General features: G+C 71.1%; 25 protein-coding genes and 1 tRNA gene. 20 read left to right on the top strand and 6 right to left on the bottom strand.

Going from position 1 to position 22,854, the window contains the following annotated elements; genetic code table 11:
- Positions 1-114: 114 nt before the first annotated feature.
- From AC0VYL_RS21840 to AC0VYL_RS21815, 6 genes are all read left to right on the top strand, one after another.
- Positions 115-876: an NUDIX hydrolase gene (locus tag AC0VYL_RS21840; RefSeq protein ID WP_475455484.1), complete on the top strand. Its 762-nt coding sequence runs from the start codon at positions 115-117 to the stop codon at positions 874-876.
- 87 nt (positions 877-963) lie between these two features.
- Positions 964-1,620, top strand: coding sequence for an HAD family hydrolase (locus AC0VYL_RS21835; protein ID WP_475483559.1), 657 nt, complete (start codon positions 964-966; stop codon positions 1,618-1,620).
- 241 nt (positions 1,621-1,861) lie between these two features.
- Positions 1,862-2,977 carry an ABC transporter ATP-binding protein gene (locus AC0VYL_RS21830; protein ID WP_475481359.1) on the top strand — a complete coding sequence of 372 codons (1,116 nt, stop codon included), beginning with the start codon at positions 1,862-1,864 and terminating at the stop codon, positions 2,975-2,977.
- The gene (locus AC0VYL_RS21825; RefSeq protein ID WP_475455480.1) at positions 2,974-3,795 is read left to right on the top strand and encodes an ABC transporter permease; all 822 of its coding nucleotides are present in this window, start codon (positions 2,974-2,976) and stop codon (positions 3,793-3,795) included. Before AC0VYL_RS21830 ends, AC0VYL_RS21825 begins: the two co-directional genes overlap by 4 nt.
- A gap of 2 nt (positions 3,796-3,797) precedes the next feature.
- Complete coding sequence (locus AC0VYL_RS21820) at positions 3,798-4,478, top strand: ABC transporter permease (protein ID WP_475481358.1); 681 nt, start codon at positions 3,798-3,800, stop codon at positions 4,476-4,478.
- A gap of 58 nt (positions 4,479-4,536) precedes the next feature.
- Positions 4,537-5,436 carry an ABC transporter substrate-binding protein gene (locus tag AC0VYL_RS21815; protein WP_475481357.1) on the top strand — a complete coding sequence of 300 codons (900 nt, stop codon included), beginning with the start codon at positions 4,537-4,539 and terminating at the stop codon, positions 5,434-5,436.
- Between the two features lie 67 nt (positions 5,437-5,503).
- Here the strand turns inward: AC0VYL_RS21815 and AC0VYL_RS21810 are convergent, their stop codons facing one another.
- Positions 5,504-6,001 (bottom strand): flavin reductase family protein, encoded by a 498-nt coding sequence (locus AC0VYL_RS21810; RefSeq protein ID WP_475455474.1) that lies wholly within the window; start codon positions 5,999-6,001, stop codon positions 5,504-5,506.
- Entirely contained in the window at positions 5,998-7,725 is a 1,728-nt protein-coding gene (locus tag AC0VYL_RS21805) for a S49 family peptidase (protein ID WP_475481356.1), read from the bottom strand. The genes AC0VYL_RS21810 and AC0VYL_RS21805 overlap by 4 nt, the downstream gene beginning before the upstream one ends.
- A gap of 121 nt (positions 7,726-7,846) precedes the next feature.
- On the opposite strand from AC0VYL_RS21805, the gene AC0VYL_RS21800 reads away from it, so the two are divergent.
- From AC0VYL_RS21800 to AC0VYL_RS21785, 4 genes are all read left to right on the top strand, one after another.
- Positions 7,847-8,527: a hypothetical protein gene (locus tag AC0VYL_RS21800; RefSeq protein WP_475481355.1), complete on the top strand. Its 681-nt coding sequence runs from the start codon at positions 7,847-7,849 to the stop codon at positions 8,525-8,527.
- Between the two features lie 514 nt (positions 8,528-9,041).
- Positions 9,042-10,385 carry a M16 family metallopeptidase gene (locus AC0VYL_RS21795; protein WP_475483558.1) on the top strand — a complete coding sequence of 448 codons (1,344 nt, stop codon included), beginning with the start codon at positions 9,042-9,044 and terminating at the stop codon, positions 10,383-10,385.
- Positions 10,386-10,425: 40 nt separating this feature from the next.
- The gene (locus AC0VYL_RS21790) at positions 10,426-11,772 is read left to right on the top strand and encodes a M16 family metallopeptidase (RefSeq protein WP_475455468.1); all 1,347 of its coding nucleotides are present in this window, start codon (positions 10,426-10,428) and stop codon (positions 11,770-11,772) included.
- 337 nt (positions 11,773-12,109) lie between these two features.
- A complete protein-coding gene (locus tag AC0VYL_RS21785; protein ID WP_475463174.1) occupies positions 12,110-13,270 on the top strand; it encodes a serine/threonine-protein kinase in 1,161 nt (386 codons plus the stop codon).
- A gap of 93 nt (positions 13,271-13,363) precedes the next feature.
- Here the strand turns inward: AC0VYL_RS21785 and AC0VYL_RS21780 are convergent.
- Positions 13,364-13,438: transfer RNA gene (locus AC0VYL_RS21780), tRNA-Leu, on the bottom strand.
- Between the two features lie 78 nt (positions 13,439-13,516).
- Positions 13,517-13,999, bottom strand: coding sequence for a thioredoxin-dependent thiol peroxidase (bcp, locus tag AC0VYL_RS21775; RefSeq protein WP_475455466.1), 483 nt, complete (start codon positions 13,997-13,999; stop codon positions 13,517-13,519).
- A gap of 325 nt (positions 14,000-14,324) precedes the next feature.
- On the opposite strand from bcp, the gene AC0VYL_RS21770 reads away from it, so the two are divergent.
- Both AC0VYL_RS21770 and AC0VYL_RS21765 read left to right on the top strand, forming a co-directional pair.
- Positions 14,325-15,422 (top strand): CDP-alcohol phosphatidyltransferase family protein, encoded by a 1,098-nt coding sequence (locus tag AC0VYL_RS21770; protein ID WP_475455464.1) that lies wholly within the window; start codon positions 14,325-14,327, stop codon positions 15,420-15,422.
- 16 nt (positions 15,423-15,438) lie between these two features.
- On the top strand, positions 15,439-15,837 hold the full coding sequence (locus AC0VYL_RS21765; RefSeq protein WP_475455462.1) for a DUF3618 domain-containing protein: 399 nt from the start codon (positions 15,439-15,441) through the stop codon (positions 15,835-15,837).
- Positions 15,838-15,939: 102 nt separating this feature from the next.
- Here AC0VYL_RS21765 and AC0VYL_RS21760 read toward each other — a convergent pair whose 3' ends face one another.
- Positions 15,940-17,163 carry an alanine racemase gene (locus AC0VYL_RS21760; protein WP_475481354.1) on the bottom strand — a complete coding sequence of 408 codons (1,224 nt, stop codon included), beginning with the start codon at positions 17,161-17,163 and terminating at the stop codon, positions 15,940-15,942.
- A gap of 182 nt (positions 17,164-17,345) precedes the next feature.
- Between AC0VYL_RS21760 and purU the strand changes: the two genes are divergently transcribed.
- The 8 genes from purU to amaP all read left to right on the top strand — a co-directional run bounded on the left by purU (position 17,346) and on the right by amaP (position 21,349).
- The gene (gene purU / locus AC0VYL_RS21755) at positions 17,346-18,233 is read left to right on the top strand and encodes a formyltetrahydrofolate deformylase (protein ID WP_475455458.1); all 888 of its coding nucleotides are present in this window, start codon (positions 17,346-17,348) and stop codon (positions 18,231-18,233) included.
- 298 nt (positions 18,234-18,531) lie between these two features.
- Positions 18,532-18,735 carry a CsbD family protein gene (locus AC0VYL_RS21750; protein ID WP_475455456.1) on the top strand — a complete coding sequence of 68 codons (204 nt, stop codon included), beginning with the start codon at positions 18,532-18,534 and terminating at the stop codon, positions 18,733-18,735.
- Between the two features lie 39 nt (positions 18,736-18,774).
- A complete protein-coding gene (locus AC0VYL_RS21745) occupies positions 18,775-19,248 on the top strand; it encodes an Asp23/Gls24 family envelope stress response protein (RefSeq protein ID WP_475455454.1) in 474 nt (157 codons plus the stop codon).
- Between the two features lie 2 nt (positions 19,249-19,250).
- Complete coding sequence (locus AC0VYL_RS21740; RefSeq protein WP_475455452.1) at positions 19,251-19,565, top strand: Asp23/Gls24 family envelope stress response protein; 315 nt, start codon at positions 19,251-19,253, stop codon at positions 19,563-19,565.
- 30 nt (positions 19,566-19,595) lie between these two features.
- A complete protein-coding gene (locus AC0VYL_RS21735; RefSeq protein ID WP_017546417.1) occupies positions 19,596-19,769 on the top strand; it encodes a hypothetical protein in 174 nt (57 codons plus the stop codon).
- Positions 19,770-19,783: 14 nt separating this feature from the next.
- Positions 19,784-20,149, top strand: coding sequence for an Asp23/Gls24 family envelope stress response protein (locus AC0VYL_RS21730; protein WP_475455449.1), 366 nt, complete (start codon positions 19,784-19,786; stop codon positions 20,147-20,149).
- Between the two features lies 1 nt (position 20,150).
- Positions 20,151-20,756, top strand: a complete 606-nt coding sequence (locus AC0VYL_RS21725) for a DUF6286 domain-containing protein (RefSeq protein ID WP_475455447.1) — start codon at positions 20,151-20,153, stop codon at positions 20,754-20,756.
- A 2-nt stretch (positions 20,757-20,758) separates the two neighbouring features.
- The gene (gene amaP / locus AC0VYL_RS21720) at positions 20,759-21,349 is read left to right on the top strand and encodes an alkaline shock response membrane anchor protein AmaP (protein ID WP_475455445.1); all 591 of its coding nucleotides are present in this window, start codon (positions 20,759-20,761) and stop codon (positions 21,347-21,349) included.
- A gap of 90 nt (positions 21,350-21,439) precedes the next feature.
- On the opposite strand, the gene AC0VYL_RS21715 is transcribed toward amaP, so the two are convergent.
- A complete protein-coding gene (locus tag AC0VYL_RS21715; RefSeq protein WP_475455443.1) occupies positions 21,440-22,687 on the bottom strand; it encodes a hypothetical protein in 1,248 nt (415 codons plus the stop codon).
- Between the last annotated feature and the right edge of the window lie 167 nt (positions 22,688-22,854).

Here is a 22,854-nt window from a genome sequence, read left to right as displayed (position 1 = left end):
TGTGGGCACGCCGTGCGGGCGCCGTGCCAGGGGAGATGCGTGCGAAGACCTAGTTTTTGTCTGTCAGGCACAAACCTGGTGAAGCTTAACATGGCGTGGAACGGAAGGGACAGGGTGGATATCCCGGAAGCAAACGGACAGGCCATGGTGGCCGCCGCGGGCCCGACCGCGACGGCCGACCCCGAACGGAGGGGAGGGGCGGCTGTGCTCTCGGCGCACGAGGCCCTCGCGGTCGTCCTCCAGATCCGCGCGGGCGAACTGTGCGTCCTGTTGTGGCGGCGGGCCCTGCCGCCCTGCGAGGGCGAGTGGGCGCTGCCCGGCGGACGGCTCGGCGCCGACGAGAGTCTGGGCGCCTCGATCCGCCGACAGCTCGCCCAGAAGGTCGACGTCCGCGACGTCAGTCACATGGAACAGCTGGAGACCCGCAGCGACCCCCACCGTGATCCCCAGCGCCGCACCCTGGCCACCGCCTACCTGGGCCTGGTCCCGGCGCACATCGACCCGGTGGTTCCGGCCGACACCGGCTGGCACCCCGCCGCGGACCTGCCGCCGATGGCCTTCGACCACGCCTCCATCGTCCGCTCCGGCCGCCGACGGCTGCGCTCCAAGCTGAGCTACACCAACCTGGGGTTCGCCCTGGCTCCCCCGGAGTTCACGATGTCGGAGCTGTCGGCCCACTACCGGGCCGCCCTCGGGCACGACGTGGCCGCCACCAACCTGCGCCGGGTCCTGCTGCGGCGCGGGCAGATCGAGGAGACCGGCCGCTCCGTGCCCTCCGGCCGCTCCGGCGGCCGACCCGCCGCCCTCTTCCGCTTCCGCGCTCGGGAACTGGAGGTCACCGACGCCTTCGCCGTGCTGCGCCCGCCCGGCGCCTGAGCCCTCCTCGGCGCGGGCCCGGCCGCCACGGCCCGGGTCCGCGCCGGTGCACGCCTTGTACACTCCCTAACCGTGGCAATTCGTACTGTGGTGTTCGACGTCGGCGAGACGCTCATCGACGAGACGCGGATCTTCGCGCGCTGGGCGGACCGGTTCGCCATCCCGCACATGGCGTTCTTCGGCACCATCGGCGCGGTGATCGCCTCCGGTGGCACGCTCACCGACGGTTTCCGGCTGCTCGTGCCCGGGTTCGACCTGGAGACCGAGAGTGCCCGCTGGCGCGCCGAGGACCCCGAGGGCGTCCGCGAGCACTTCGACGAGCGCGACCTCTACCCCGACGTCCGCCCCGCCTTCAAGGCCATGAACGCGGCCGGGCTGTCCCTGGTCATCGCGGGCAACCAGCCGCCCGAGGCCGGACCCACCCTGGACGCCATGGGCCTGGGCGTCGACGGCATCGGCATCTCCGACGTGTGGGGCACGCAGAAGCCGCAGCCGGAGTTCTTCGACCGCGTCCTGGAGCTGGCCGACCGCGGCCGCCCCGGCGTCACCGCCGAGGAGATCCTCTACGTGGGTGACCGCGTCGACAACGACGTCCTGCCCGCCCGCCGCGCAGGTATGGGCACCGCCCTGCTGCGCCGGGGCATCTACGGGTACCGGCACGCCGCCACCCCCGACGCCCGGAGGGCCGACGTGATCGTGGACGACCTGCACCAGCTCACCGAATGGATCGCTGCCCGGGGCTGAGCCCGGCCAGCGCGGAACGTGCCCCGATTCATACTCCTGTTCGATTCGGGCGGCGTGTCGTCGTGTCCGCCACCTCCCGGCCTCGGGTACCCTTCCCGGCACGCCCAGGGACCGACCGGGGTCGCGGTCCGGTCACGGTGCCCGCTTCCACCCGTTTGATCCCCGAGCCCAGGGGAAGGCCGTGTACCCGCGCGGCCCCCCGCGGTAACCCAACAGGCCCCCGAACGGAGACGACCCCGCGATGATCACATTCGAGGGCGCCGCCAAGACCTATCCGGACGGCACCGTCGCCGTCGCCAGTCTGGACCTGACCGTGGAGTCCGGCGGGACCACGGTCTTCGTCGGCCCCTCCGGCAGCGGCAAGACCACCTCCCTGCGGATGATCAACCGCATGGTCGAACCCACCGCCGGAACCATCCGCGTCGACGGCGCCGACATCCGCGAGCAGGACCCGGCCCAGCTGCGCCGTTCCATCGGATACGTCATCCAGCAGGCGGGGCTCTTCCCGCACCGCACCGTCCTGGACAACATCGCCACGGTGCCGCTGCTCCTGGGGTGGCGGCGCGCCAAGGCCCGCGCGCGAGCGGCCGAACTCATGGAGCTGGTCGGCCTCGAACCCGCCCAGGCCAAGCGCTACCCCCACCAGCTCTCCGGCGGACAGCAGCAGAGGGTCGGCGTCGCCCGCGCCCTCGCCGCCGACCCGCCGATCCTGCTCATGGACGAGCCCTTCAGCGCCGTCGACCCGGTCGTGCGCACCAGCCTCCAGGACGAGCTGATCCGCCTCCAGCAGGAGCTGCACAAGACCATCGTCTTCGTCACCCACGACATCGACGAGGCGGTGCGCCTCGGTGACCGGATCGCGGTCTTCCGCCCCGGTGGCGAACTCGCCCAGTACGACACCCCGAAACGGCTCCTGGCCGAACCCGTGGACGCGTTCGTGGAGTCGTTCATCGGCTACGACCGGGGTGTGCGCCGCCTCTCCTTCTTCCCCGCCAGCGCGCTCTCCCCGCGTGAGGACGTGGTCTTCGACGACGAGGACCGGGTCGAACGCGCCAAGGACGTCGTCACCGAGGACGGCGAACCGTGGGCGCTCGTGGTGGACGCCGACCGGATGCCCCGGGGGTGGGTCAGCGCCGCACAGCTCGACCGGGCCCCCACCGGCGTGCCGCTCGGCTCACTGGGCCTGGCCCCCTACGGGCACACCTTCGACGTGGGCACCGACTCCCTGCGTGCCGCCCTGGACGCCGCCGTGCTCTCCCCGGCGGGACGGGCGGTCGGCGTGGACGACGAGGGCCGCGTCGTCGGGGTGGTCTCCCAGGACGACCTGGGCGCCGCGATCTGGTCGGTGTCCGAGTGATCGCCGCCGACGGCGGGAACTGGGCCGTGGGCGTCTGGGAGTGGGCCGTCCGGGTCACCGACTGGGGCGTGACCAACTGGAGCTACCCGGGCGAACCCGACCGGGGGATCCTGCCCCGGCTCCTGGAGCACATGCGCCTGGCCTACCTGTCCATCCTCATCGGGCTGGCCGTCGCCGTGCCCCTGGGGCTGGCGTGCGCGCGCTGGCGCGGGGTCTACCCGCCGGTGCTCACCGGCGTGAACGTGCTCTACGCGGTGCCCTCGATCGCCCTGTTCTTCCTCATGCTGCCCTACACGGGGTTCAGTGACTGGACCGCGATCATCCCGCTGTCCCTCTACACCCTGGTGATCCTGCTGCCCAACGTCGTGGACGGGCTCCGCCAGGTCCCCGACCACGTACGCCAGGCGGCGGTCGCGATCGGCTACGGCCCGTTCCGGCGCCTGGTGACCGTGGAGATGCCGGTGGCGGTACCGGTGATCATCGCCGGGCTGCGCGTGGCCTCGGTGGCCACCATCAGCATGGTCAGCGTCGCCTCCCTGGTGGGTCTGGGCGGGCTGGGCCAGCTCATCCTCAGTGACGGGTTCCGCCGTCAGTTCGACGCGCCCATCGTGGTCGGCATCGTGCTGGTGGTCCTGCTGGCGTTCGTCACCGACGCCCTGCTGGTGATCGCCCAGTACCTGCTCACCCCCTGGACGCGCGGCACTGGGCGGAAGGGCACCGGGTTCCGGGCCCGCCCGCGCCGAGGGGCCGCCGCGCCCACCCTGGCGACCGCGGGCACCGCGCCCGCGCACCCGAGCCCAGCCACGGCGGGGGAGTGACCATGGACATCCTGAACGAACTCGTGGCGTGGTTCGCGGACCCCGCGCAGTGGAACGGCTCGGCGGGCATCCCGGCCCGGCTGGGCGAACACGTCTCCTACTCGCTGCTGGGCCTGCTCATCTCGGCCGCCATCGCGGTGCCGATCGGCCTGTTCACCGGGCACACCGGCGTGGGCGGCTTCCTCACCGCGAGTCTGGCCAACTTCGCCCGGGCCCTGCCCACCATCGGCGTCCTCTTCCTGATCGTGCTGGCCGCCGGGATCGGGCTGGTGCCCGTCATCGCGGCCCTGGTGGCACTGGCCGTCCCGCCGATCCTCGTCAACACCCACGAGGGGGTCCGCGGCGTCGAGCCCCGGCTCAGGGACGCCGCCCTGGGCATGGGCATGCGCGGCCGCGAGGTCCTGTTCAAGCTCGAACTCCCGGTGGCCACGCCGCTCATCCTGATCGGAATGCGCACGGCCGCCGTCCAGGTGGTGGCGACCGCCACCATCGCCGCCTACGTGGGAGTGGGCGGTCTGGGCCGCTACATCGTCGACGGGCAGGCCCGCCAGGACCTCACGATGATGCTGGGCGGCTCCGTACTCGTGGTGGCGCTCGCCGTGGTCACCACGCTCCTGTTCGCCGGGCTGCGACGGGTCCTCGTCGCACCCGGACTGCGTGCCGAGTCCGCGGTGGCGCGCTGACCGGGCGGTCTTCGGGCACCGCCCGTCAAGTAGGACTCCCCAGAGAGAAGGTTCGGACATGCACAAGAAGCTCGCCCTCATCGGGCTTCCCCTGGTGTTGCTCCTCAGCGCGTGCGGTGGCAGCGACCCCTACGAGGAGGACGGTGGCGGGGACGCCGCGTCGGGAGCGGTGGTCATCGGCTCGGCCGACTTCCCCGAGAGCACCCTGCTCGCGGAGCTGTACGGCAGAGCCATGGCGGCCGAGGGCGTCGAGGTCGACTACCAGCTCAACATCGGCAGCCGCGAGGTGTACTACTCGCAGATCGAGTCGGGCAACCTCTCCGTCTTCCCCGAGTACAACGGGGCGACCCTGGCCTACCTCGACGACGAGGCGCCCAGCGCCGACGCCGAGGAGACCAACGCCCTGGTCGAGGAGGCCCTGCCGGAGGGGCTGGAGATCCTGGACTCCTCCAGCGCGGAGAACAAGGACTCGATCACCGTCACCAGAGAGGTGGCCGAGGAACACGACCTGGCCAGCCTCACCGACCTGGCCGACGTGGCCGACCAGCTCGTGCTGGGCGGACCGCCCGAGTTCGAGACCCGCCACCAGGGCGTGGTGGGCCTGGAGTCGGTCTACGGGATCGAGTTCTCCGAGTTCCGCTCGCTGGAGGTCGCCCTGCTGACCAAGGCGCTGAAGGACGGCGACATCCAGGCGGCCAACCTGTTCACGACCGACCCGCAGATCGCGGTGGAGGACCTCGTGGTCCTGGAGGACCCGGAGAACCTCTTCGGCTCGCAGAACATCACCCCGCTCATCAACGGCGAGCAGGTCGACGACACCGCGCGTGCGGCCCTCAACGCCGTCTCCGAGGCGCTGACCACGGAGGAGCTCACCCAGCTCAACGAGCGCGTCGTGATCGGCAACGAGAACGCCGCCGACGTCGCCCAGGAGTGGCTGGAGGAGAAGGGCCTGGTCTGACCCGCCCGTCGACGAGGGGCCCCGGAACCGCGTACCGGTTCCGGGGCCCCTCACACGTCCGGCGGGATCAGCCCAGGGAGTGGTACCGGCCGTCCCAGCGGACCATCGCCGGGCCGCGCCGCTCCGCGCCCACCTCGGGCAGGCCCACCACGTCCGCGAAGAACACCGTGTGGTCACCGACCTCCACCCGCTGGCGCACCGAGCACTCCAGCGCGGCCAGGGCGTCGTCCAGCACGATCGCCCCGGTGTGCCCGCCCCGGTGGTGGGACAGGCCCGACACCAGGTGCCGGGCGCTGGGGCGGCCCTCGGCGGCGAACCGTCCCGCCACCGCGCGCTGGTCGGCGGCGAGCACGCTCACCGCGAACGCGCCGACCTCCTCCACGACCTCGGCCACGTAGCCCTCCCCGGCCACGCTCAACATCACCACCGGCGGGTCCGTGGAGATCGACACCAGGGCACTCACCGTCGCCCCGATGTCGTCGCGGCCGTCCGCGACGGTCACCACGGTCACACCGGTCGGCAGCAGCGCCATCGCCTCCAGGTAGGCGCCGCCCGGAACGCTCAACGGATCTCCCACGAGCCGGGCATGCTCAGCGGACCGGAGGCGGGCAGCCCCAGCCGTGCCGCCACGTGCTCCAGCGGCCCCCAGGCGCTCAGGACCGTCTGCGGCTCGGCGGAGGCCACGTCCTCGCTGGACTCGTGCTGGCGGAGCCGGTCCAGCGGGTGCGAGCGCGGGAAGACGCGCACGGGGAGCGCCCCGGCCCCGGCCTTGGCGCGGGCCAGCCGCACCGCCGTCTCGACCCCGCCCAGCTCGTCGACCAGACCGTTCTCCAGGGCGTCCGCCCCGGTCCAGATCCGGCCCTTGGCCACCGCGTGGATCTCGTCCCAGGTACGGCTCCGGGCGGCGGCCGCCTTCGCCACGAAGTCCTCGTAGATGGTGTCCAGCAGCGTGTTGATTCGCTCCCACTCGGAGTCGCTGAACCCCGTCAGGGTGTCGAACATGCCCGCGTGCGGACCCTCGCTCACGGAGTCGGAGGTGATGCCGAACCGCTCACGGAGCGCGCCCAGGACCGGCTTGCCGATCAGTACGCCGATGGACCCGGTGATGGTGGCGGGCTGCGCCACGATCGCGTCGGACCCCAGCGCGACGTAGTAGCCGCCCGAGCCCGCGACGTCGCCCATGGTCGTGATGACCGGCTTGCCGGCCTCACGGGTCAGCTGGCTCTCCCGGCGGATCAGGTCCGAGGCGATGGCCGACCCCCCGGGGCTGTCCACCCGGAACACCACGGCCCGGACCCGGGGGTCCTGTCGGGCGGCGCGGAAGGCGGCGCAGACGGTGTCCGAGCCCATCACGCTGCCGCCCAGCGGGGAGCGGCGGCTCTTTCCCAGGTTGATGCCGCCGTTGGCGGAGATCAGGGCGATGTGGTCGCCGCCGTCCGCGATCCGGGGCCGGGGCGGCGGGACGTGTTTGCGGTGGTAGCGGGTGACGAACTGGAGGGCGGGCTCGGGGGAGTCCTCCCCCTTCCGCGCGCGCACCTCGGCGTTCAGCTCGGCGTACACCTCGTCGCGGTAGGCGAGCTGGTCGACGAGCCCGGCGTCCAGCGCCTCCTGGCCCAGGATCGGCGCGGTCGCGACCAGCTCCCGGACCCTCTCCTCGCTGAGCCCGCGGCTCTTGGCGACCGCCCCGACGATCTGGTCGCTCATGGACGCGACGAGCCGCCCGGCGGCCTCGCGGTGGGCGTCGGTGTACCCCGTCTGGGTGTACGGGTTGATCGCGTTCTTGTACTCGTGCCGGGCCCCGGCCTCGAACTTCACGTCGAGCCGGTCCAGGGCGCCCTTGAGGAAGGTGGTGCGCGACATGAGGCCGCTCAGCCCCACCAGGCCGGTGGGGGACAGGACCACCCGGGAGAAGGCGGTGGCCAGGTAGTAGGGCAGGTTGCCGTCCCCGGCCTCCCCGAAGGTGTCCGCCCAGGCCACGGCGGGCTTGCCGGTGGCACGGAAGTCGGTGACGGTGTCGCGCAGCTCCTGGATCTTCGCGATCCCCAGGGAGCGGGCGTCCACCCGTACGATCAGACCGCCCACGTCCGGGTCGCGGGCGCCTCTGCGAATGCCCTCCAGCACCTCCAGGTAGTGCTGCTTGCGCCTGTTCATGATCTGGCTGAGGGGGTCGCCCGGCGCCTCGTCGGCGACACCCTCCGTGAGGTCCAGCTCCAGGACCAACGGCCCCTTGGGCCGGGGGCCGAACCGGTTGAGGGACAAGGGCTCAGTGATCTTCGCGAGGTCCACCATGGACCCAGAGTAGTGGGGGAGGTGGCCCGGCGCGGAGGGTGTGTCGGGGGCGCTATGGTCGACTGTGCTCCGATCTGTCAGACACGAGGTCGGGGACCGTACGAGAAGGGCGGAACGGACAATGGCGGGCACGACGGACCTGGTTCGGCACCGGCTGGGGGGCGGTCGCGTGGCGGCGGTCGCCGCTGCGGCCCTGCTCGCGCTCACCGCCTGCGGTTCCGACGAGGCCTCGGGCGGAATCGAACTGGAGCGCGGCGAGAGCGGCATGATGCCCGCCGTCGAACCGCCCGGCCCGGAGGGCTTCGACAACGCCGACGTGATGGGCGTGCGGATCGACACCCCCGAGGACTGGGACGTCCAGAACGACGGCTCCCAGCTGTGCATGACCCCGCCCGGACAGAGCTCCTGCGCCTACGGTTCGATCCAGCTCGTCCCCAAGCAGGCCGACCAGCACCCGCAGAGCTGGCCCAAGAAGGACGACGCCTTCCACGACGACGACGGCTGGGCGGACAACACCGACAGCTGCCGCAGCCTCAACACCGCCGCCTCGGGCAACATCGGGGTCGAGGGCGCGAACCTCACCACCGGGCCCGGCAACGTCTTCGAGCACGCGGACGGCCTCAAGTCCCACCACTCGCTGTGGACCGTCACCTGCGACAACGACGACACCTTCGAGGTCCGTATGTGGTTCCTGCCCGAGAGCGACGTGCTCCTCTACGTGTGGTCCGTGGACGCCCAGTACAGCGCCGTCTACGACGAGATCGCCGCGTCGATGGACACCACCGAGTACCGGAACGGATAGAAGCGGGTAGGGCTGTACTTCTTTGGGCCTCCGCTTCGCTTCGGCCCGGGGTCCGGCGCCTTTGCAGAGGGATTCTTCATCGTCGTCTACGCCTGGCTCGTTCCTCGCTGGCGGCTTGACTCCTCTTGCAGAACCCTCTCCGGCGCTCTCACCTTTTTGGGCCTCCGCTTCGCTTCGGCCCGGGGTTCGGCGCCTTTGCAGAGGAACCTTCGGCACCTTCGGTGTGATGGCTCGTTCCTCGCAATCCCACCTGCGGCACCTCCAGAACCCTCTCCGGCGCCGAACGGGCACCCCCTCGTGGCGGCGGTGTGCGGGCGGGACTCACGGCTGTGGCCGGGGTCCTGGGCGGGGCTCAGGGCCCGGTTCCGTGCTCTGCGGTGCGGCCGGGACGGGGGGCAGGTTCGCGTCCGTGGATTGCCCGAATCGTGTGTCCCGGAAGGGGTCCGAGGACATAGGGTCGTGTTCGGTGAAGCAGTCAACGGAACTTGATGGGGTGCATGCGCTGGTGACCACCATGGGAACGGCGGGACGGGTCGAGCAGTACACGCTGGACAACGGACTGCGTCTGGTGACGGCTCCGGCCTCCACCGGCCAGGTCGCCTCGGTCAACCTCTGGTACGGGGTCGGATCTCGGCACGAGGTGACCGGCCGCACCGGGTTCGCGCACCTGTTCGAACACCTGATGTTCCAGGGCAGCGGGAACGTCACCAAGGGCGAGCACTTCGACGTGGTCGAGCGGCTGGGCGGTGACATCAACGCCTCCACCTCGACGGACCGCACCAACTACTTCGAGACGGTGCCCACGCACGCCCTGGACACCGTCCTCTGGCTGGAGTCGGACCGGCTGGCGACCCTGCGCGACGGCATGACCCAGGAGGTCCTGGACAACCAGCGCGACGTCGTCAAGAACGAGCGCCGCCAGCGCTACGACAACCAGCCCTACGGCACGGCCCTGGAGCGCATCCTGCGCCTGGCCTACCCCGAGGGCCACCCATACCACCACTCCACGATCGGCTCCATGGCCGACCTGGACGCCGCCGACCTGGACTACGTCAAGTCGTTCCACAAGGCGCACTACGGCCCCGACAACTGCGTGCTGACCATCGTCAGCGACCTGGCGTCCGAGGACGTCCTGGCCAGGGTCGAGAAGTACTTCGGCGGCATCCCCGCCCGCGAGGAGATCCCCGAGACCCCTGACCCCGCGCTGCGCGCCCCCCTGGGCGGCCCCGTGCGGGACGCCGTCACGGAGACCGTCCCGGCCGCCGGCGTCTTCATCGGCTTCCGCGTCCCCTCCTACGGCGAGCGCGGCCACGACGCCGCCCAGCTGGCCGCCGCCGTCCTCGGCCAGGGACAGGGCAGCCGCCTGTACCGTTCGCTGGTCGTGGACCGGCCCATCGCCGCCGACGACGGCGGCGGTTCCGCCGACATCCTGCCCTTCCGCTACACCGACAGCCTCCTGCTGGTGAACATGCTGGCCCGTGAGGGCGTGGAGGGCGACGTCCTGGAGCAGGCCATCCGCGAGGAGGTCGCCAGGCTCGGCAACGGGATCACCGACGAGGAGCTCGACCGCGCCCGCGCCGTCCTGGAACGCGAGCACCTGCACTCCATCGCCAGCCCCTCCGGTCTGGCCGACACCATCGGCAGCTGCACCCAGCTGCTCGGCGACCCCGAGCTCGCCTTCACCTGGCCCGAGCGCTGGGCGGACATCACCGCCGAGGAGGTCCGCGCCGCCGCTGCGAACCTGCTCGTGGACGACAACATGCTGATCGTCCGGTTCGACCCCGAGCCGGAGACCGCCGCCGAGACGCTCCAGGCGGAAGCCGAGGCCGACGCCGCGGCCCACGCCCAGCAGGCGTAACCGCCCCGTTCCCGCCCAGCCGCAGAAAGAGCCGCAGAGCATGCAGCAGAACCGCCCGGACCTCGGCGCGCCCGCGTCCTTCACGTTTCCCAAGCCCCAGCGCATCACCGTCGGCGGCGGCACCATCGTCGCCCTCGACGTCCCCGGCCAGCAGCTGGCCTCGCTCCGCCTCGTGCACCCCTTCGGCGGTGCCGTCGAACCGCTCGACGCCATGGGCGTCAGCGCCCTGACCAGCGAGGCCCTGGAGGACGGCCCTGGTGGCAACAGCTCCCTGGCCCCGGCCCTGGAGCGCCACGGCGCCGAGTGGATCGCGCGCGTCAACTGGGACGGCTTCATCACCGGCCTGGACGCGCCCACCAACCGCCTCGGTGAGGCCGTCCACCTGTTCGCGGACGCCGTGCGCCGTCCGGCCCTGAACCCCGACGACGTCGTGCGCCGCCGCGAGCAGCTGCTGGAGCGCTTCTGGCTGGACGCCTCCTCCGCCTCCACGCTGGCCATGCGCAGCCTCGGCGGTCAGCTGTTCACCGGCCGCTACGCCACGCCGCTCGCGGGCGGACCGGTCAAGCTGGCCGACATCACCCCCGAGACCGTCGCGCGCTTCCACGCCGACTCGATCGCCTCGGTCGCCGGGACCCTCGTGGTCGTCGGGGACCTCGCCAACGTGGACCTGGAGGAGCTGGGCCGGATCGTGTTCGGCGACGCCGCGCCCGCGCCCGAGCGCCAGACCACCGAGCCCGCCCCGCCGCCCGGCGACCTGCCGCGCGTGCTCATCGTGGACCGGCCCGGCTCCGTGCAGTCGGCCCTGGTCATCGCGCACCGGGCCCCCTCGCGTTCGCAGGTGGACCTGCCGCGCGCCGAGGGCATCGGTGAGATCCTGGGCGGGATGTTCACCTCCCGCCTCAACATGGAACTGCGTGAGCGGCTGGGCTACACCTACGGCGCCGGGAGCCGCTTCGACCTGCGCCGCGACAGCGGTGTGTTCTTCATGAGCACGCAGGTCGAGGCCGGGACCACCGCGCACTCGGTCACCTCCTCCCTGGAGCAGGTGAACAAGCTGCGGGACCAGGGCGTCACCGAGGACGAGCTGTCCACGGTCCGCGAGTCCAACACCGTGGGCCTGCCGGTCACCTACTCCACGGCCCGCGCCATGGCCGGGGCACTGGTCGACATGGTCGTGCACGACCTTCCCGACGACAACGTGGACCGCATCCGCGCCGGGTACGAGAAGCTCACCGCCGAGGACCTGAACTCCGCGGCCGTCGAGTACCTTCGTCCCGAGGAGGCCGTCGTGGTGGTGGTCGGTGACGCCGACAGCCTGCGCGAACCGCTGGCCAAGACCGGCGTCGGGCCGGTCGAGGTACGGACGCCCGAGTCCCTCTGGAGTTGATCCCCCGAAGGCGGTGCCCGCGCGCACGCACGTGCACGTGAGGACCGCCCGGGTCAAGGATTGGTAAGGGAGAGCCTCGTCACGGTATGCGTGGCTCTCCCTCGGACATAACGAAACCGAACCTATGTGTCAGCCATCAGACAACCAGCGGCGTGGCCCCGGCGTCATCCTGGTATAACGAGTGATCCGTGCACCTAAGTGGTGACAGCGACCGCAATGCTCCGCAGGAGGCCACCATGGCCGGTGAATGGACCCGTGGATAACCGTGTCCTCCCTAGAAAACCCGCACACCCAGCGGCCCCAGACGTCGCCCGACGCCGCGCGTCCCGAGGCGGCCGTGGCTGAGCCGGAGGGCGGTGGTCGGCTGCTCAAGGGTCGCTACCAGCTGACCTCCGAGATCGCCCGCGGCGGTGTCGGTACCGTCTGGCGCGCCACCGACCTGGTCATCAAGCGGGAGGTGGCGGTCAAGGAGCTCCGCCTGCCCTCGGACCTGAGCCGGAACGAACGCGAGTCACTGGTCCAGCGCACCACGCGGGAGGCCCGGGTCGCCGGGCGCCTCGTCCACCCCAGCCTCGTCACCGTCCTCGACGTCGTGGACGAGGACGAGCGGCCGTGGATCGTCATGGAGCTGCTGGAGGCCTCCACCCTGGAGGAGATCATCCAGGTGGGCGGCCCGCTGCCGTACCAGCGGGTGGCCGAGATCGGGCTCCAGCTGATCGACGCGCTCAAGGTGGCGCACAACGAGGGCATCGTCCACCGCGACGTCAAGCCCGACAACGTGATGATCAGCGAGGCCGGACGGGTGGTGCTGACCGACTTCGGCCTGGCCGCCTGGAACGGCGAGTCCGCTCTGAGCGCGTCCGGACGCATCATCGGTTCACCCGCCTACATCCCGCCGGAGCGCGCCAAGGCCGGTCCGGTCGGCCCGGAGTCCGACATCTGGTCCCTGGGCGCCACCCTGTACGCGGCGGTCGAGGGCTACCCGCCCTACGACCGCAAGGGCTACATCAAGATCCTGCGCCAGGAGCCGTTGGACGAGCCCAAAGAGGCCACCAACGCCGGTCCGCTCGCTCCGGTGCTCGCCGGGATGCTGCGGGTCGAGCCGGGTGAGCGGCTGCGCGCGGAGAACGCCGCCAAGATGCTGCGGATCGCGGCCCTGGCTCCCTGGGCCCCCGAGCGCACCGACCCGGAGCGGTCCTCCGCGGCCGGGTCCGAGGAGGGGGCCGACGGCGACGAGGAGCCGGAGGAGCGCGAGTCGGCGCGGGAGCACTTCCGCGCGGGCGCGCACGTGCTGGCCGAGTCCATCAGCGAGCGGCTGCGCAACAGCCCCGAGGCGGTCAACTCGATCATGCTCTCCATCCGGGAGTCCACGGAGACGCTGGGGCTGACCAAGTCGGGCAAGCACTCGGAGCGCAGCCACCTGACCGTGGCGGCGGGCGTGGGCCTGGGCGTGGTCGCCCTGCTGGCCCTGGTCGTGTGGGCGCTCTTCGGTCTGTGACCACCGGACACACGAAGAGGCGCGCGAACGGGTTCGCGCGCCTCTCGTCGTTCCTGGTTCCGCCGGGCTCCTCCGAAGGGCTCCCGGGGCGAGTGGGGCCGGCGGGATTCGAACCCGCACTGTACAGCACCTAAAGCTGCCGTCTCCTGCCAGTTGGACTACGGCCCCGACGGGGTCACTCTACCGGGATCGGGGACTCGACCGGCCGTCCGGGGCCCGTGGCCGCCGGACGGCCGGTCGGCGGGCTCAGACGCCCAGTTCCTTCTTGACGCGGTCCACGTGGCCGGTGGCCTTCACGTTGTAGAAGGCCCTGCTCACCTTGCCGTCGGTGCCCACGATGACGGTGGAGCGGATGACGCCCTGGACGACGCGGCCGTAGTTCTTCTTCTCACCGAAGGCGCCGTAGGCGCGGAGGGTGTCCTTCTCCGGGTCACCGAGCAGGGTGAAGGTCAGGCTCTCCTGCTCCCGGAACCGGGCCAGCTTCTCGGACGTGTCCGGGGAGACGCCCAGGACGGTGAACCCGGCACTGGCGAACTCCGCGATGTTGTCGCGGAAGTCGCAGGCCTGCGTGGTGCACCCGGGCGTCATGGCGGCCGGGTAGAAGTACAGGACGACGCTCTTGCCGGTGTCGGCCAGGACCTTGCTCAGGGTGACGGGCTGGCCGTCGGCGTCGCTGAGGGTGAAGTCGGGAGCCTGGTCGCCGGGCTCAAGGCGGATGGGGTCGCTCACGTTGTGTCTTCCTGTCTGCTGCTGGCGGACCGCGTGCGACGGTCCGCGTCGTTCACGCCTCACAGTACGAGATCCGCCTGAGCGGAGGGAGGGCCGGTTCGTCGGCGCTGGTCGTCGGGGCGGATGATCTTCGGTTGCGATTCCGGTTCGGTTCATCCGCTTTGGGATCGACCAACGGTTCGATCACCTATTGTTGACCCTGTGCTATAGGTTGGTCGTCCTCTGGGACATGGCGCAGCGTGCGCGGGTCTCCCGTGACCCGATGGTGTGTCCGACGGCCACGGACCGGGACACATCCGCTTCGCTTTGGGAGTAGTTCGTCACGATGCCTGGATACACACTCGACGAGGTCAGGGCTCGTACCCTCAAGGAACGCGACTCCTGGTTGACGGTGTACCTGGTCGACCCGATCGCGGTCCGGCTCGTGCGACTGTTCGCGAACCGGACGGCCGTCACCCCCAACCAGCTGACCGTCGTCGCCCTCTTCCTCGGCCTGGGCGCGGCCGTGTGCTTCGCGTTCGGCTACTGGCAGCTCCTGCTCCTGGGAGCGCTGCTCTACTACCTCTGCTTCCTCGTGGACTGCACGGACGGCAAGCTGGCCCGCCTCACCGGTTCGGAGTCGCTCTTCGGGGCGTGGATGGACTACGTCTCGGACCGGTTCAGGGTCCTGGTGTGCGTGGTCGCCCTCATGGGCGGCCAGTACCGGGAGACCGGGCACGTGGCGTTCGTCTGGCTGGCGCTGGCCGTGGTCTTCCTGGACATGCTGCGGTACCTGAACGCTCTCCAGGTGTACAAGGTCCGCCGTGAGATGCGCTCGCACCTGGCGGCCGCCCTGGAGCGGGCCCGCGCCACCCTGTCCATGCTGGAGCCGGAGCGCGACGCCACCGGCGACGCGACGGGCGGCGGCGGCCGCACCATGAGCGACGGCGGCGAGCAGGCGGTGCTGCGGCACGGCATCGGCGTCCTGGAACAGATCCTGCGCAGCCAGAACGAGCGGGAGGCCCGCAACCAGCGCACCGCTGGCAAGCAGCCGGACCTGACGCTGCCCAAGGTGGACCTGCACCAGGAGTTCCGTACACGTTTCCCCTGGTACCAGCGGTTCTGGGCGGCCCTCAACGCCCGACGGATCCGGACCCACCTGGTGGGCGGGATCGAGTTCCAGATGGCGGTCTTCGTGGTGTCGCCGGTCGCGGCGGTGGTCTTCGGGCCGCCGGTGATCGGCTGGATCACCGCGTTCGTGGGCGTTTCGCTGCTCGCCTTCGAGATCGCCATCATCTATAAACTGTGGTTGTCCACGCGGGACTTCTTCCGCGTGGTCGACGGAATCGATGGCGCGCTGAGATTCTCCAGTCCGTTCGACGGCGCGGAGGAACAGGGTCGGGACACCGGCTCGGACTCGGGCTCTCAGACAACCGTGCGCTAGTGAAGAGAGGCACCCCATGACGGGACACGAGACCGAACCGCGCCAGACCCCCGCCGAACTCCAGGCCGAGATCACCCGAGAGCAGCGCCGGTTGGCGGAGACGCTGGACGAGCTCAGCGTGCAGGCCCGACCGGCCAACATCGCCCGGCGGCAGATCGACCGGGCCAAGGACCGGGGCACCCGCATCTTCGACGAGGCCCGCGCACTCGTGTTCGGCGGCGGCGCCGTACGCGTGGAGAGCCGCCTGGTGCACCCGGAGGAGGGCAGCATCGTGGTCAAGGGCGACGACAAGGTGGTGACCACCTACCAGTCGCGCGGCCAGCTGCCCCCGGAGGCGCTCCTCCTGATGGCCGGGGTGGGTACGGTCGTCGCGGTGGGCGTCGTCGCCTGGGCGGTCCGCCGCAAGCGGAAGTAGCCGCACCCGGGCCGTTTCCGGCCCACCGAAGGCAGTGAGGGGCCCGCGCGAGAGTTCGCGCGGGCCCCTCGTCGTGTCGGGCGCCGCCGTGGGGGCAGTGGGTCAGAGGAAGGTCCGGCCCTCGCCCCGGTAGGTGGGGACGGAGCCCTCGTAGGTCCCGGTGTCGGAGTCGACGAGGTGCAGGGTGTCGAAGCGTTCGCAGAGTTCCCCGGCCTTGGCGTGGCGCATCCACACGCGGTCACCGACGCGGAGCCCGCGGGCGGCCTCACCGATCAGTGGGGTCTGGACCTCTCCGGCACCCTCGGTGGAGCTGTAGGACAGACCGGCGGGCAGGTGGGGGACCGGGGGGCGGTGGGCGTCGGCGGGCCCCGAGGCCGGGTAGCCGCCGCCGAGGACGGTGGCCACGTTCGGGGCGGGGCGGCGGACGACGGGCAGGGCGAACAGGGCGGCGGGGCGGCCCCGGAACGAGCGGTACTGGTCGAACAGGTGCGGTTGGTAGAGACCCGAACCGGCGGCCAGCTCGGTGACGGCGCGTTCGCGCCCGGTGGTGTGGAGGCTGCCGGTGCCGCCGCCGTTGACGAAGCGCGGTTCGCTGACACCGCGGACGGCGCGGGTGATCGCGGCTCTTCGTCTGGCCAGTTCGACGGCGGAGCGGCGCTGGACGGCGCGCAGGACCCGGCCGTACAGGGGGCGGCCGGGGGGCGCGTCGCCCACTCCGGCGATCTGCCCCTCATAGGCCATGATCCCGTCCAGTTCCAGCTCGGGGCGGCGCACGACGGCGCGGGCGAGCGCGGCCGCCTGCGCGGGGGTGCGGACGGGGGAGCGGTAGGCGCCCACGCGCAGGCCGGAGCCGAGCGGCTGCCAGCTGGTGTCGATGTCCAGGCAGACCCGGATCGGGGGCGCGTCGGGGGCTCGGTCGGCCCGGGCGACCGCGGCACTGATGAGGTCGAGGTGGGCGGTGTCGTCGACCATCAGGGTGATCACGCGGGCGGCGCCGGGTGAGGCGGCGAGTTCGGCCAGGGCGTCGGTGTCCGCCGTGGGGTAGGCGACGAGGATGTCGTCGCTGAGCGGTTCGGTGTCTCCGGTGGCCAGCCAGAGCGCCTCGGGGAGGGTGTAGGCCATGACGCCCTCGTACCCGGGAAGGTCGAGGACGGCGCGGAGGAGGGCCCTGGAGCGCACGGACTTGCTGGCCACCCGGATGGGCCGTCCGTGGGCGCGGCGGGTCAGGTCCGCGGCGTTGGCGCGGAAGGCGGCCAGGTCGACCATGGCGAAGGGGGCCTGGATGTCGCGCGTCGCGGCCTCGTACTTCTCACGCAGTCTCGTCATGTTCCCGAGGATGCCAGAACATGAATGAGCTTCATATTGTCCGGAGGGTCCGATTTCGTGCTTTTCGGGTCAGGCGCGGGTGACGCGGGATACCCGGGCGGCGGCCCCGTGGGTGCCGCACGCTGGATATCCTGGGGCGTCACGGCTGATCAGCCGGTCGACCCCGGGAGTTGTTTCCATTCATGAACGAGCGCGAGTACGTCCTGACCCTCTCCTGCCCCGACAGCCGGGGCATCGTCGCGGCGGTGGCCAACCTGTTGGCCGACCACGGTTGCAACATCACCGAGAGTCAGCAGTACGGTGACCACTTCAGCGGTCGCTTCTTCCTCCGGACGCAGTTCGTGGCCGAGGCGGGGCACGCGGGCGCGGTCAGCGAGGACGTCCTGCGCGGAGCCTTCGCCGCCCTGGCCGGGGGGTTCGGCGGCGGCGACGGCGGCTCGTTCGTGGAGTGGGACCTCCAGGCGCGGGACGTGCGCCCCCGCATGATCGTGATGGTGTCCCGGTTCGGGCACTGCCTCAACGACCTCCTCTACCGCCAGCGCAGCGGTCTGCTGGACATCGACATCGCGGCGGTGGTCTCCAACCACCCCGACCTGGAGTTCCTGGCCGACTCCTACGGCGTGGACTTCCACCACCTGCCGGTCACCCCCGAGAGCAAGGGCGAGCAGGAGGGGCGGGTCCTGGAGCTGGTCGACTCCTACGACGTGGACCTGGTGGTGCTGGCCCGCTACATGCAGGTGCTCTCCGAGCAGCTGTGCACCAAGATGTCCGGGCGCATCATCAACATCCACCACTCCTTCCTCCCCAGCTTCAAGGGCGCCCGTCCCTACCACCAGGCGCACGCGCGCGGAGTGAAGCTGATCGGTGCCACCGCCCACTACGTCACGGCCGACCTGGACGAGGGCCCGATCATCGAGCAGGAGGTCTCGCGGGTCGACCACACCCACAGCCCGGAGCAGCTCACCGCGATCGGCCGGGACCTGGAGTCCGTGGCCCTGGCGCGCGCCGTGAACTGGCACGCCCAGCGGCGGGTCCTGCTCAACGGGGACCGGACGGTCATCTTCGGCTAGGGTCGCCGCCCGGCCCGGCGACGCGGCGGGCACAACACGATTTCGGACGCAGGGGTGCCTACGGGCACCCCTGACGTTTTTCCAGCCCAGCCGGGGTTCCGGATGTGTTTTTGGGGCAAGGATGGAATCACCGTGACCCTTCTGACCTGCAAATCATGACTGCTGGTGTCTTGTTGGCTACATAGAGTGCGTATAAGGTGTGATGAGGCCGAAACCGTTCCGGTCGTCCCGACCCGGGGGCGACACGGGTTTCGGACTGACAACCCTGAGCCGTATCGGCTCTGATCAGGGGGTACTCATGGGCAAGCACTTCGACGACGCGGCCGGTAAGGGCAAGGAAGCCCTCGGCAAGGTCACCGGGGACAAGGGCACCGAGGCCGAGGGCAAGGTCGACCAGGCCAAGGCGGGGGCCAAGGACGCCGCCGACAAGGCCAAGGACAAGGCCGAGGACCTCAAGGACAAGGCCGAGGACAAGATCAAGGGCGTCTTCAAGAAGAAGTAGCGGCGTCCAGGACGGTTTTCGCACTGCGTAGGGGGACCAGTGTCGGACATCAAGACCGAATCGGCGGTACCGAGCGCCCGTGAGTCCAAGGGCGGCGACTCCGCGAGCAGGAACGAGCACGGACACACGCAGATCGCTGACGGCGTCGTGGCCAAGATCGCCGGTATGGCGGCCCGCGAGATCGGCGGCGTCCACGCCATGGGCGGCGGCGCGGCGCGCGTGGTCGGGGCGGTACGCGACGCCGTGAGCGGCGGCAGCTCCTCCGGGTCGGTGGCGCAGGGCGTCTCCGTCGAGGTGGGGGAACGACAGGCCGCCGTCGACATCGACCTGGTCGTCGAGTACGGGGCCGCCATCCAGGACCTCGCCTCCGCCGTGCGGCGCAACGTCACCCACGCGGTCGAGCGGATGACGGGCCTGGAGGTCACCGAGATCAACATCCGGGTGGACGACATCCACCTGCCCGAGGACGACGAGTCCGCCGACGACGGCGGCTCCGAGCCCAGGGTCCAGTAGCCGTGAGCGGCGACGACCGGGGCGCGGTCGCACGGGCCCTCGCGGAGGGCGCACTGCGCTTCTCCGACGTGGTGGAACTGTCCTCCGGATCCTTCGGAACCCTGAGCACCGCGGTGCCCGGGGGCCGTGTCCGGGGGGTGGCAGTGCGGGAGGACCACGTCGAGGTCGGTGTGGTGCTCCGCTACGGGCGTCCGCTGCCGGAGATCGCCGCCGAGATCCGCCGGGGCCTGGCCCCGCTGTCCGGCGGCCGCGCCGTCCACGTGTCCGTGGAGGACGTGGTCGCCGGGCTCGGAGACGGCACACGCACCGCCAGCTAGACCTACAAGCAGGGATTAGAGGGGGTAGCCATGTGGCCCATCGTTGGTCTGTCCTACGGGACGGTGCTCGGGCTCGCTGCGGCGTTCGGCGGGTTCCCCGCCTTCGCGCTGGTACTGGTCCTCGGCCTCGTCGGGTTCGTCGCGGGCCGGGCGATGGAGGGTGAGATCGACCTCGCCGAGATGTTCACACGGCGGTCGGCGTAGACAGGGGTGAGGTCGTGGTCGGGGTTCGCAGTGACACCGTCCCTCGTCAGCGGGGACCCGCCCCCGAGGGGGAGGCCGGGAGGCACGCCCGGGACCGGGACCCCGGAGGCCGCACGGACATCCCCGGGGCCGCCATCGAGAAGGTGGCGGCCAGGGCCGTCGGGGAGGTCGCCGGGGCGCGGGCCGCGCGGTCCCGGGCGGCCCGCGCCAGGGTGAGCGGGGAGATCGTCCTCCTGCGGCTGCGGGTCGGGGTGCGCTACCCGAGGCCCGCGCGCCAGGTTGCCGAGGAGGTGCGCGGCCACGTCAAGGACCGGGTCGAGCGGATCACCGGCAAGCAGGTCCACCACATCGACATCGAGATCGCGGAGCTGGTGCGCTGACATGACCACTGTGGAAGAAGCGCTCGGCCGTCCGAGCCAGGGGATCGACCGCCGCGCCAAGCGGGTCGCCGTCCACACGTTCCGACCGCGCAGGTCATGGCCCGCGGTCCTCACCGGGTTGCTGATCCTGGTGGTGGCCGTGGTCGCCGCCGCCGAGGTCATCGCCGCGCTCGCGGGCAACCCGCTGCGGCTGATCCCGGTCGCTCCGGCGACGGACTACGCCGCGGCCACGACCTGGTCGGAGCCGTCCGTGCAGATCGCCTCGGCGGTCCTGGCGCTGATCGGGCTGGCCCTGATCGTGGTGGCGCTGGCGCCGGGGCGGAGCCGGTGGACCGCGCTGCGCACCGACGACCCGGCGCTGGTCGTCGGCCTGACCCGGCCCGCCCTGCGGCGGGCGGTGGCGGCCGCGGCGCAGGACGTGAGCGGGGTCGACCACGTGCACGTGGCCGTGCGCGGCAACCGGCTCAGGGTCCACGTGCGCACCGGGATGCGTGACTCGCACGGGCTGCCCGCCGAGGTCACCTCGGCCGTGGAACACCGGCTGGAGGAGCTGGCCCCGCTGCGCAGCATGCGGATCGCCACGCACGTTCGATACGCGGAGGGTTGACCATGGCGAGGGACAGGTCTCGAAGGTCGGCCCGGGGCAACCGCCTGGGCCTGGTGATCGTGGGTGTCGTCCTGTTGGCGGCGGGCCTCGCGGCCCTGGCCGCCGGACGGGGCCTCCTCGGCGGCGACCTCGCCGCCACCCCGCTGCTCGGGGACCGGACCAACGAGGTGCTCGCCCAGCAGTGGGTGCCCTACGTGGCGGTGGCCGTCGCGTTCGTGGCCGGATTCCTGGCCCTGCGGTGGCTGATGGTGCAGGGCATGAACGACACGGTGGGCCGCCTGTACCTGGCGCGCGACGAGGCGGGCAACGTGGAGATGTCGGAGAGCGCAGCCCGGGGCGCCCTGGAGCAGGAGGTCGCGGACTATCCGGGTGTGCGACGGGCCCGGGCCCGCCTCACGGAGTCGGGCGACCGCCCCCACCTTCGGCTGGCGCTGACCCTGGAGGACGACGCCGACGTGGCCGGGATCTGGCGGCGCGTCCGCTCGGAGGCCATCACCAACCTGCGCGGCGCCCTCGAACTCGACCAGGTGCCCGCCGTCATCCGGATGTCCATGACCGCCCCCGCCAGGAACCCCCGGCGCAGCCTGGCCTGAGGGACCCCGTGGAACGAGGGAGGGGGCGGCGCGAGAGGCGCCGCCCCCTCCGTGCCACTCACGACTGGTCGGTTTGAGGACCGTCGGGACTCACTGCCAGCGGATGATCGACTCCCCGTACACGGGGGACGGGAAGGCCTCCTCGGGCTCAGCGGAGCCGTCGAGGGGGACGCGGTACCAGCTCTCGTCACCGGTCTCCGGCTTCGAGACGAAGAGGACCTCGGTGCCGTCCGGCGAGACGAAGGGGTAGGTGTTGACCCGGGGGCTCTCCGGAATGAGCGTGTGTGCGGTCGGAAGCGGATCCCATTGGGTGACGGGCTCCTGTTCCCGGTCGCCCGCGTACTCTTCCAGCGTCTCTTCGGTGAACTCCACGACAGACAGGGAGTTGTCCGCGATCAGCAGGGTGTTGTCGTCGACGAACACGGGCAGGCCGTTCGTCTGCAGGTTCACCTCGCGTTCGGTCAGCTCGTGCGCCTGGCCGGTGCCGATCAGCGCCGGGGCGTCCTCGGTGACCGTCTCGAGGCCGAAGAAGCCCAGCTGGAGGCCGCTGCTGTTGCTGTCCGCGTAGATCAGGGTCGTACCGTCCGGAGACTCGAGGAGCTTGCCCTGGCCGACAAGGTCGCTCAGAACCGGGGTTCCGGTCTCGGGCAGAACCTGGAGTTGGCCGCACGTGTCCTCGCAGCTGCCGACGTCACTGACGTCCCCGCTGTACAGGTCCATGGCCTTGACCGCTCCGGTGCGGCGGTTGTCGCCTTCGTACTCCACGTAGAGGATGCGTTCGTTCAGAGCGTCGTAGGTGGGGTGCTCGTAGTTCACGGGGGTCCCGAAGTCGGAGATCTCCTGCTCGGGGGACAACGTGGTGACGCCGTTCTCCGGTGAGAGCACCCCGAAGTTGCTCACGGTGTTGCCGTTGATCTCCTCCTCATAGGACACCAGGAGCAGCTGCTCGTCCGGTGAAAGGTGGATGAGGTTCTTCGAACAGATACTGAGGCCGGTTGGATTCGGGGAGGCCGCTCGGCCGTGGTCGAGTGCCTCCGGGGGATCCGCGGGCTCCGGGCTGTTCTCGAAGGTCACGCTGGTGATCTCGGAACCGTCGTCGGGGGAGTGCAGGGTGAAGACGTTGGTGGTGTTGTCGCAGGCAACGGCGAGCAGACCCGCGTCGGTGATGGAGGGCTGGTTCGCGGCGTCCTCGGCCCCTTCTTCGGTGGAGGCGCCCGCCTGGTTCTCGTCGGAGGATCCACCCTCTCCGTCGGAGCCGCCGCAGGCGGAGAGCAACAGGGCCAACGCGGCCGCGGGGGCGAGCGCGCGGATAACGGGGGAAATGGTTCTGGAGGTCACGGGCGAAATCTATCCCACTCGCGGAGGGTGGGAATTCGGGGAGTTCTGGGAATGACAGTGAGAATGGCCATGCGTTTCCCGCGAGAATCGGCTCGAAACAGGAGTATTCGGAGGCGGCACAGGCCGGAACGACCCACCTGGGGACCGGTGGCCGGTTGTGGCCAGGT

The sequence above is a fragment of the Nocardiopsis sp. iso_238 genome (assembly GCF_056173325.1).
The sequence above is the reverse complement of the archived record's forward strand: the minus strand, read 5'-3'. Positions and strand labels throughout refer to the sequence as shown.

Coding starts and splice junctions, on each gene's coding strand:
- AC0VYL_RS21735 (WP_017546417.1), top strand. CDS start 19,596: ATGTGGCCCATCGTTGGTCTGTCCTACGGGACGGTGCTCGGGCTCGCT.
- AC0VYL_RS21795 (WP_475483558.1), top strand. CDS start 9,042: ATGGGAACGGCGGGACGGGTCGAGCAGTACACGCTGGACAACGGACTG.
- AC0VYL_RS21725 (WP_475455447.1), top strand. CDS start 20,151: ATGACCACTGTGGAAGAAGCGCTCGGCCGTCCGAGCCAGGGGATCGAC.
- AC0VYL_RS21765 (WP_475455462.1), top strand. CDS start 15,439: ATGACGGGACACGAGACCGAACCGCGCCAGACCCCCGCCGAACTCCAG.
- AC0VYL_RS21760 (WP_475481354.1), bottom strand. CDS start 17,163: ATGACGAGACTGCGTGAGAAGTACGAGGCCGCGACGCGCGACATCCAG.
- AC0VYL_RS21830 (WP_475481359.1), top strand. CDS start 1,862: ATGATCACATTCGAGGGCGCCGCCAAGACCTATCCGGACGGCACCGTC.
- AC0VYL_RS21815 (WP_475481357.1), top strand. CDS start 4,537: ATGCACAAGAAGCTCGCCCTCATCGGGCTTCCCCTGGTGTTGCTCCTC.
- amaP (WP_475455445.1), top strand. CDS start 20,759: ATGGCGAGGGACAGGTCTCGAAGGTCGGCCCGGGGCAACCGCCTGGGC.
- AC0VYL_RS21820 (WP_475481358.1), top strand. CDS start 3,798: ATGGACATCCTGAACGAACTCGTGGCGTGGTTCGCGGACCCCGCGCAG.
- AC0VYL_RS21770 (WP_475455464.1), top strand. CDS start 14,325: ATGCCTGGATACACACTCGACGAGGTCAGGGCTCGTACCCTCAAGGAA.
- AC0VYL_RS21790 (WP_475455468.1), top strand. CDS start 10,426: ATGCAGCAGAACCGCCCGGACCTCGGCGCGCCCGCGTCCTTCACGTTT.
- purU (WP_475455458.1), top strand. CDS start 17,346: ATGAACGAGCGCGAGTACGTCCTGACCCTCTCCTGCCCCGACAGCCGG.
- AC0VYL_RS21805 (WP_475481356.1), bottom strand. CDS start 7,725: ATGGTGGACCTCGCGAAGATCACTGAGCCCTTGTCCCTCAACCGGTTC.
- AC0VYL_RS21750 (WP_475455456.1), top strand. CDS start 18,532: ATGGGCAAGCACTTCGACGACGCGGCCGGTAAGGGCAAGGAAGCCCTC.
- AC0VYL_RS21800 (WP_475481355.1), top strand. CDS start 7,847: ATGGCGGGCACGACGGACCTGGTTCGGCACCGGCTGGGGGGCGGTCGC.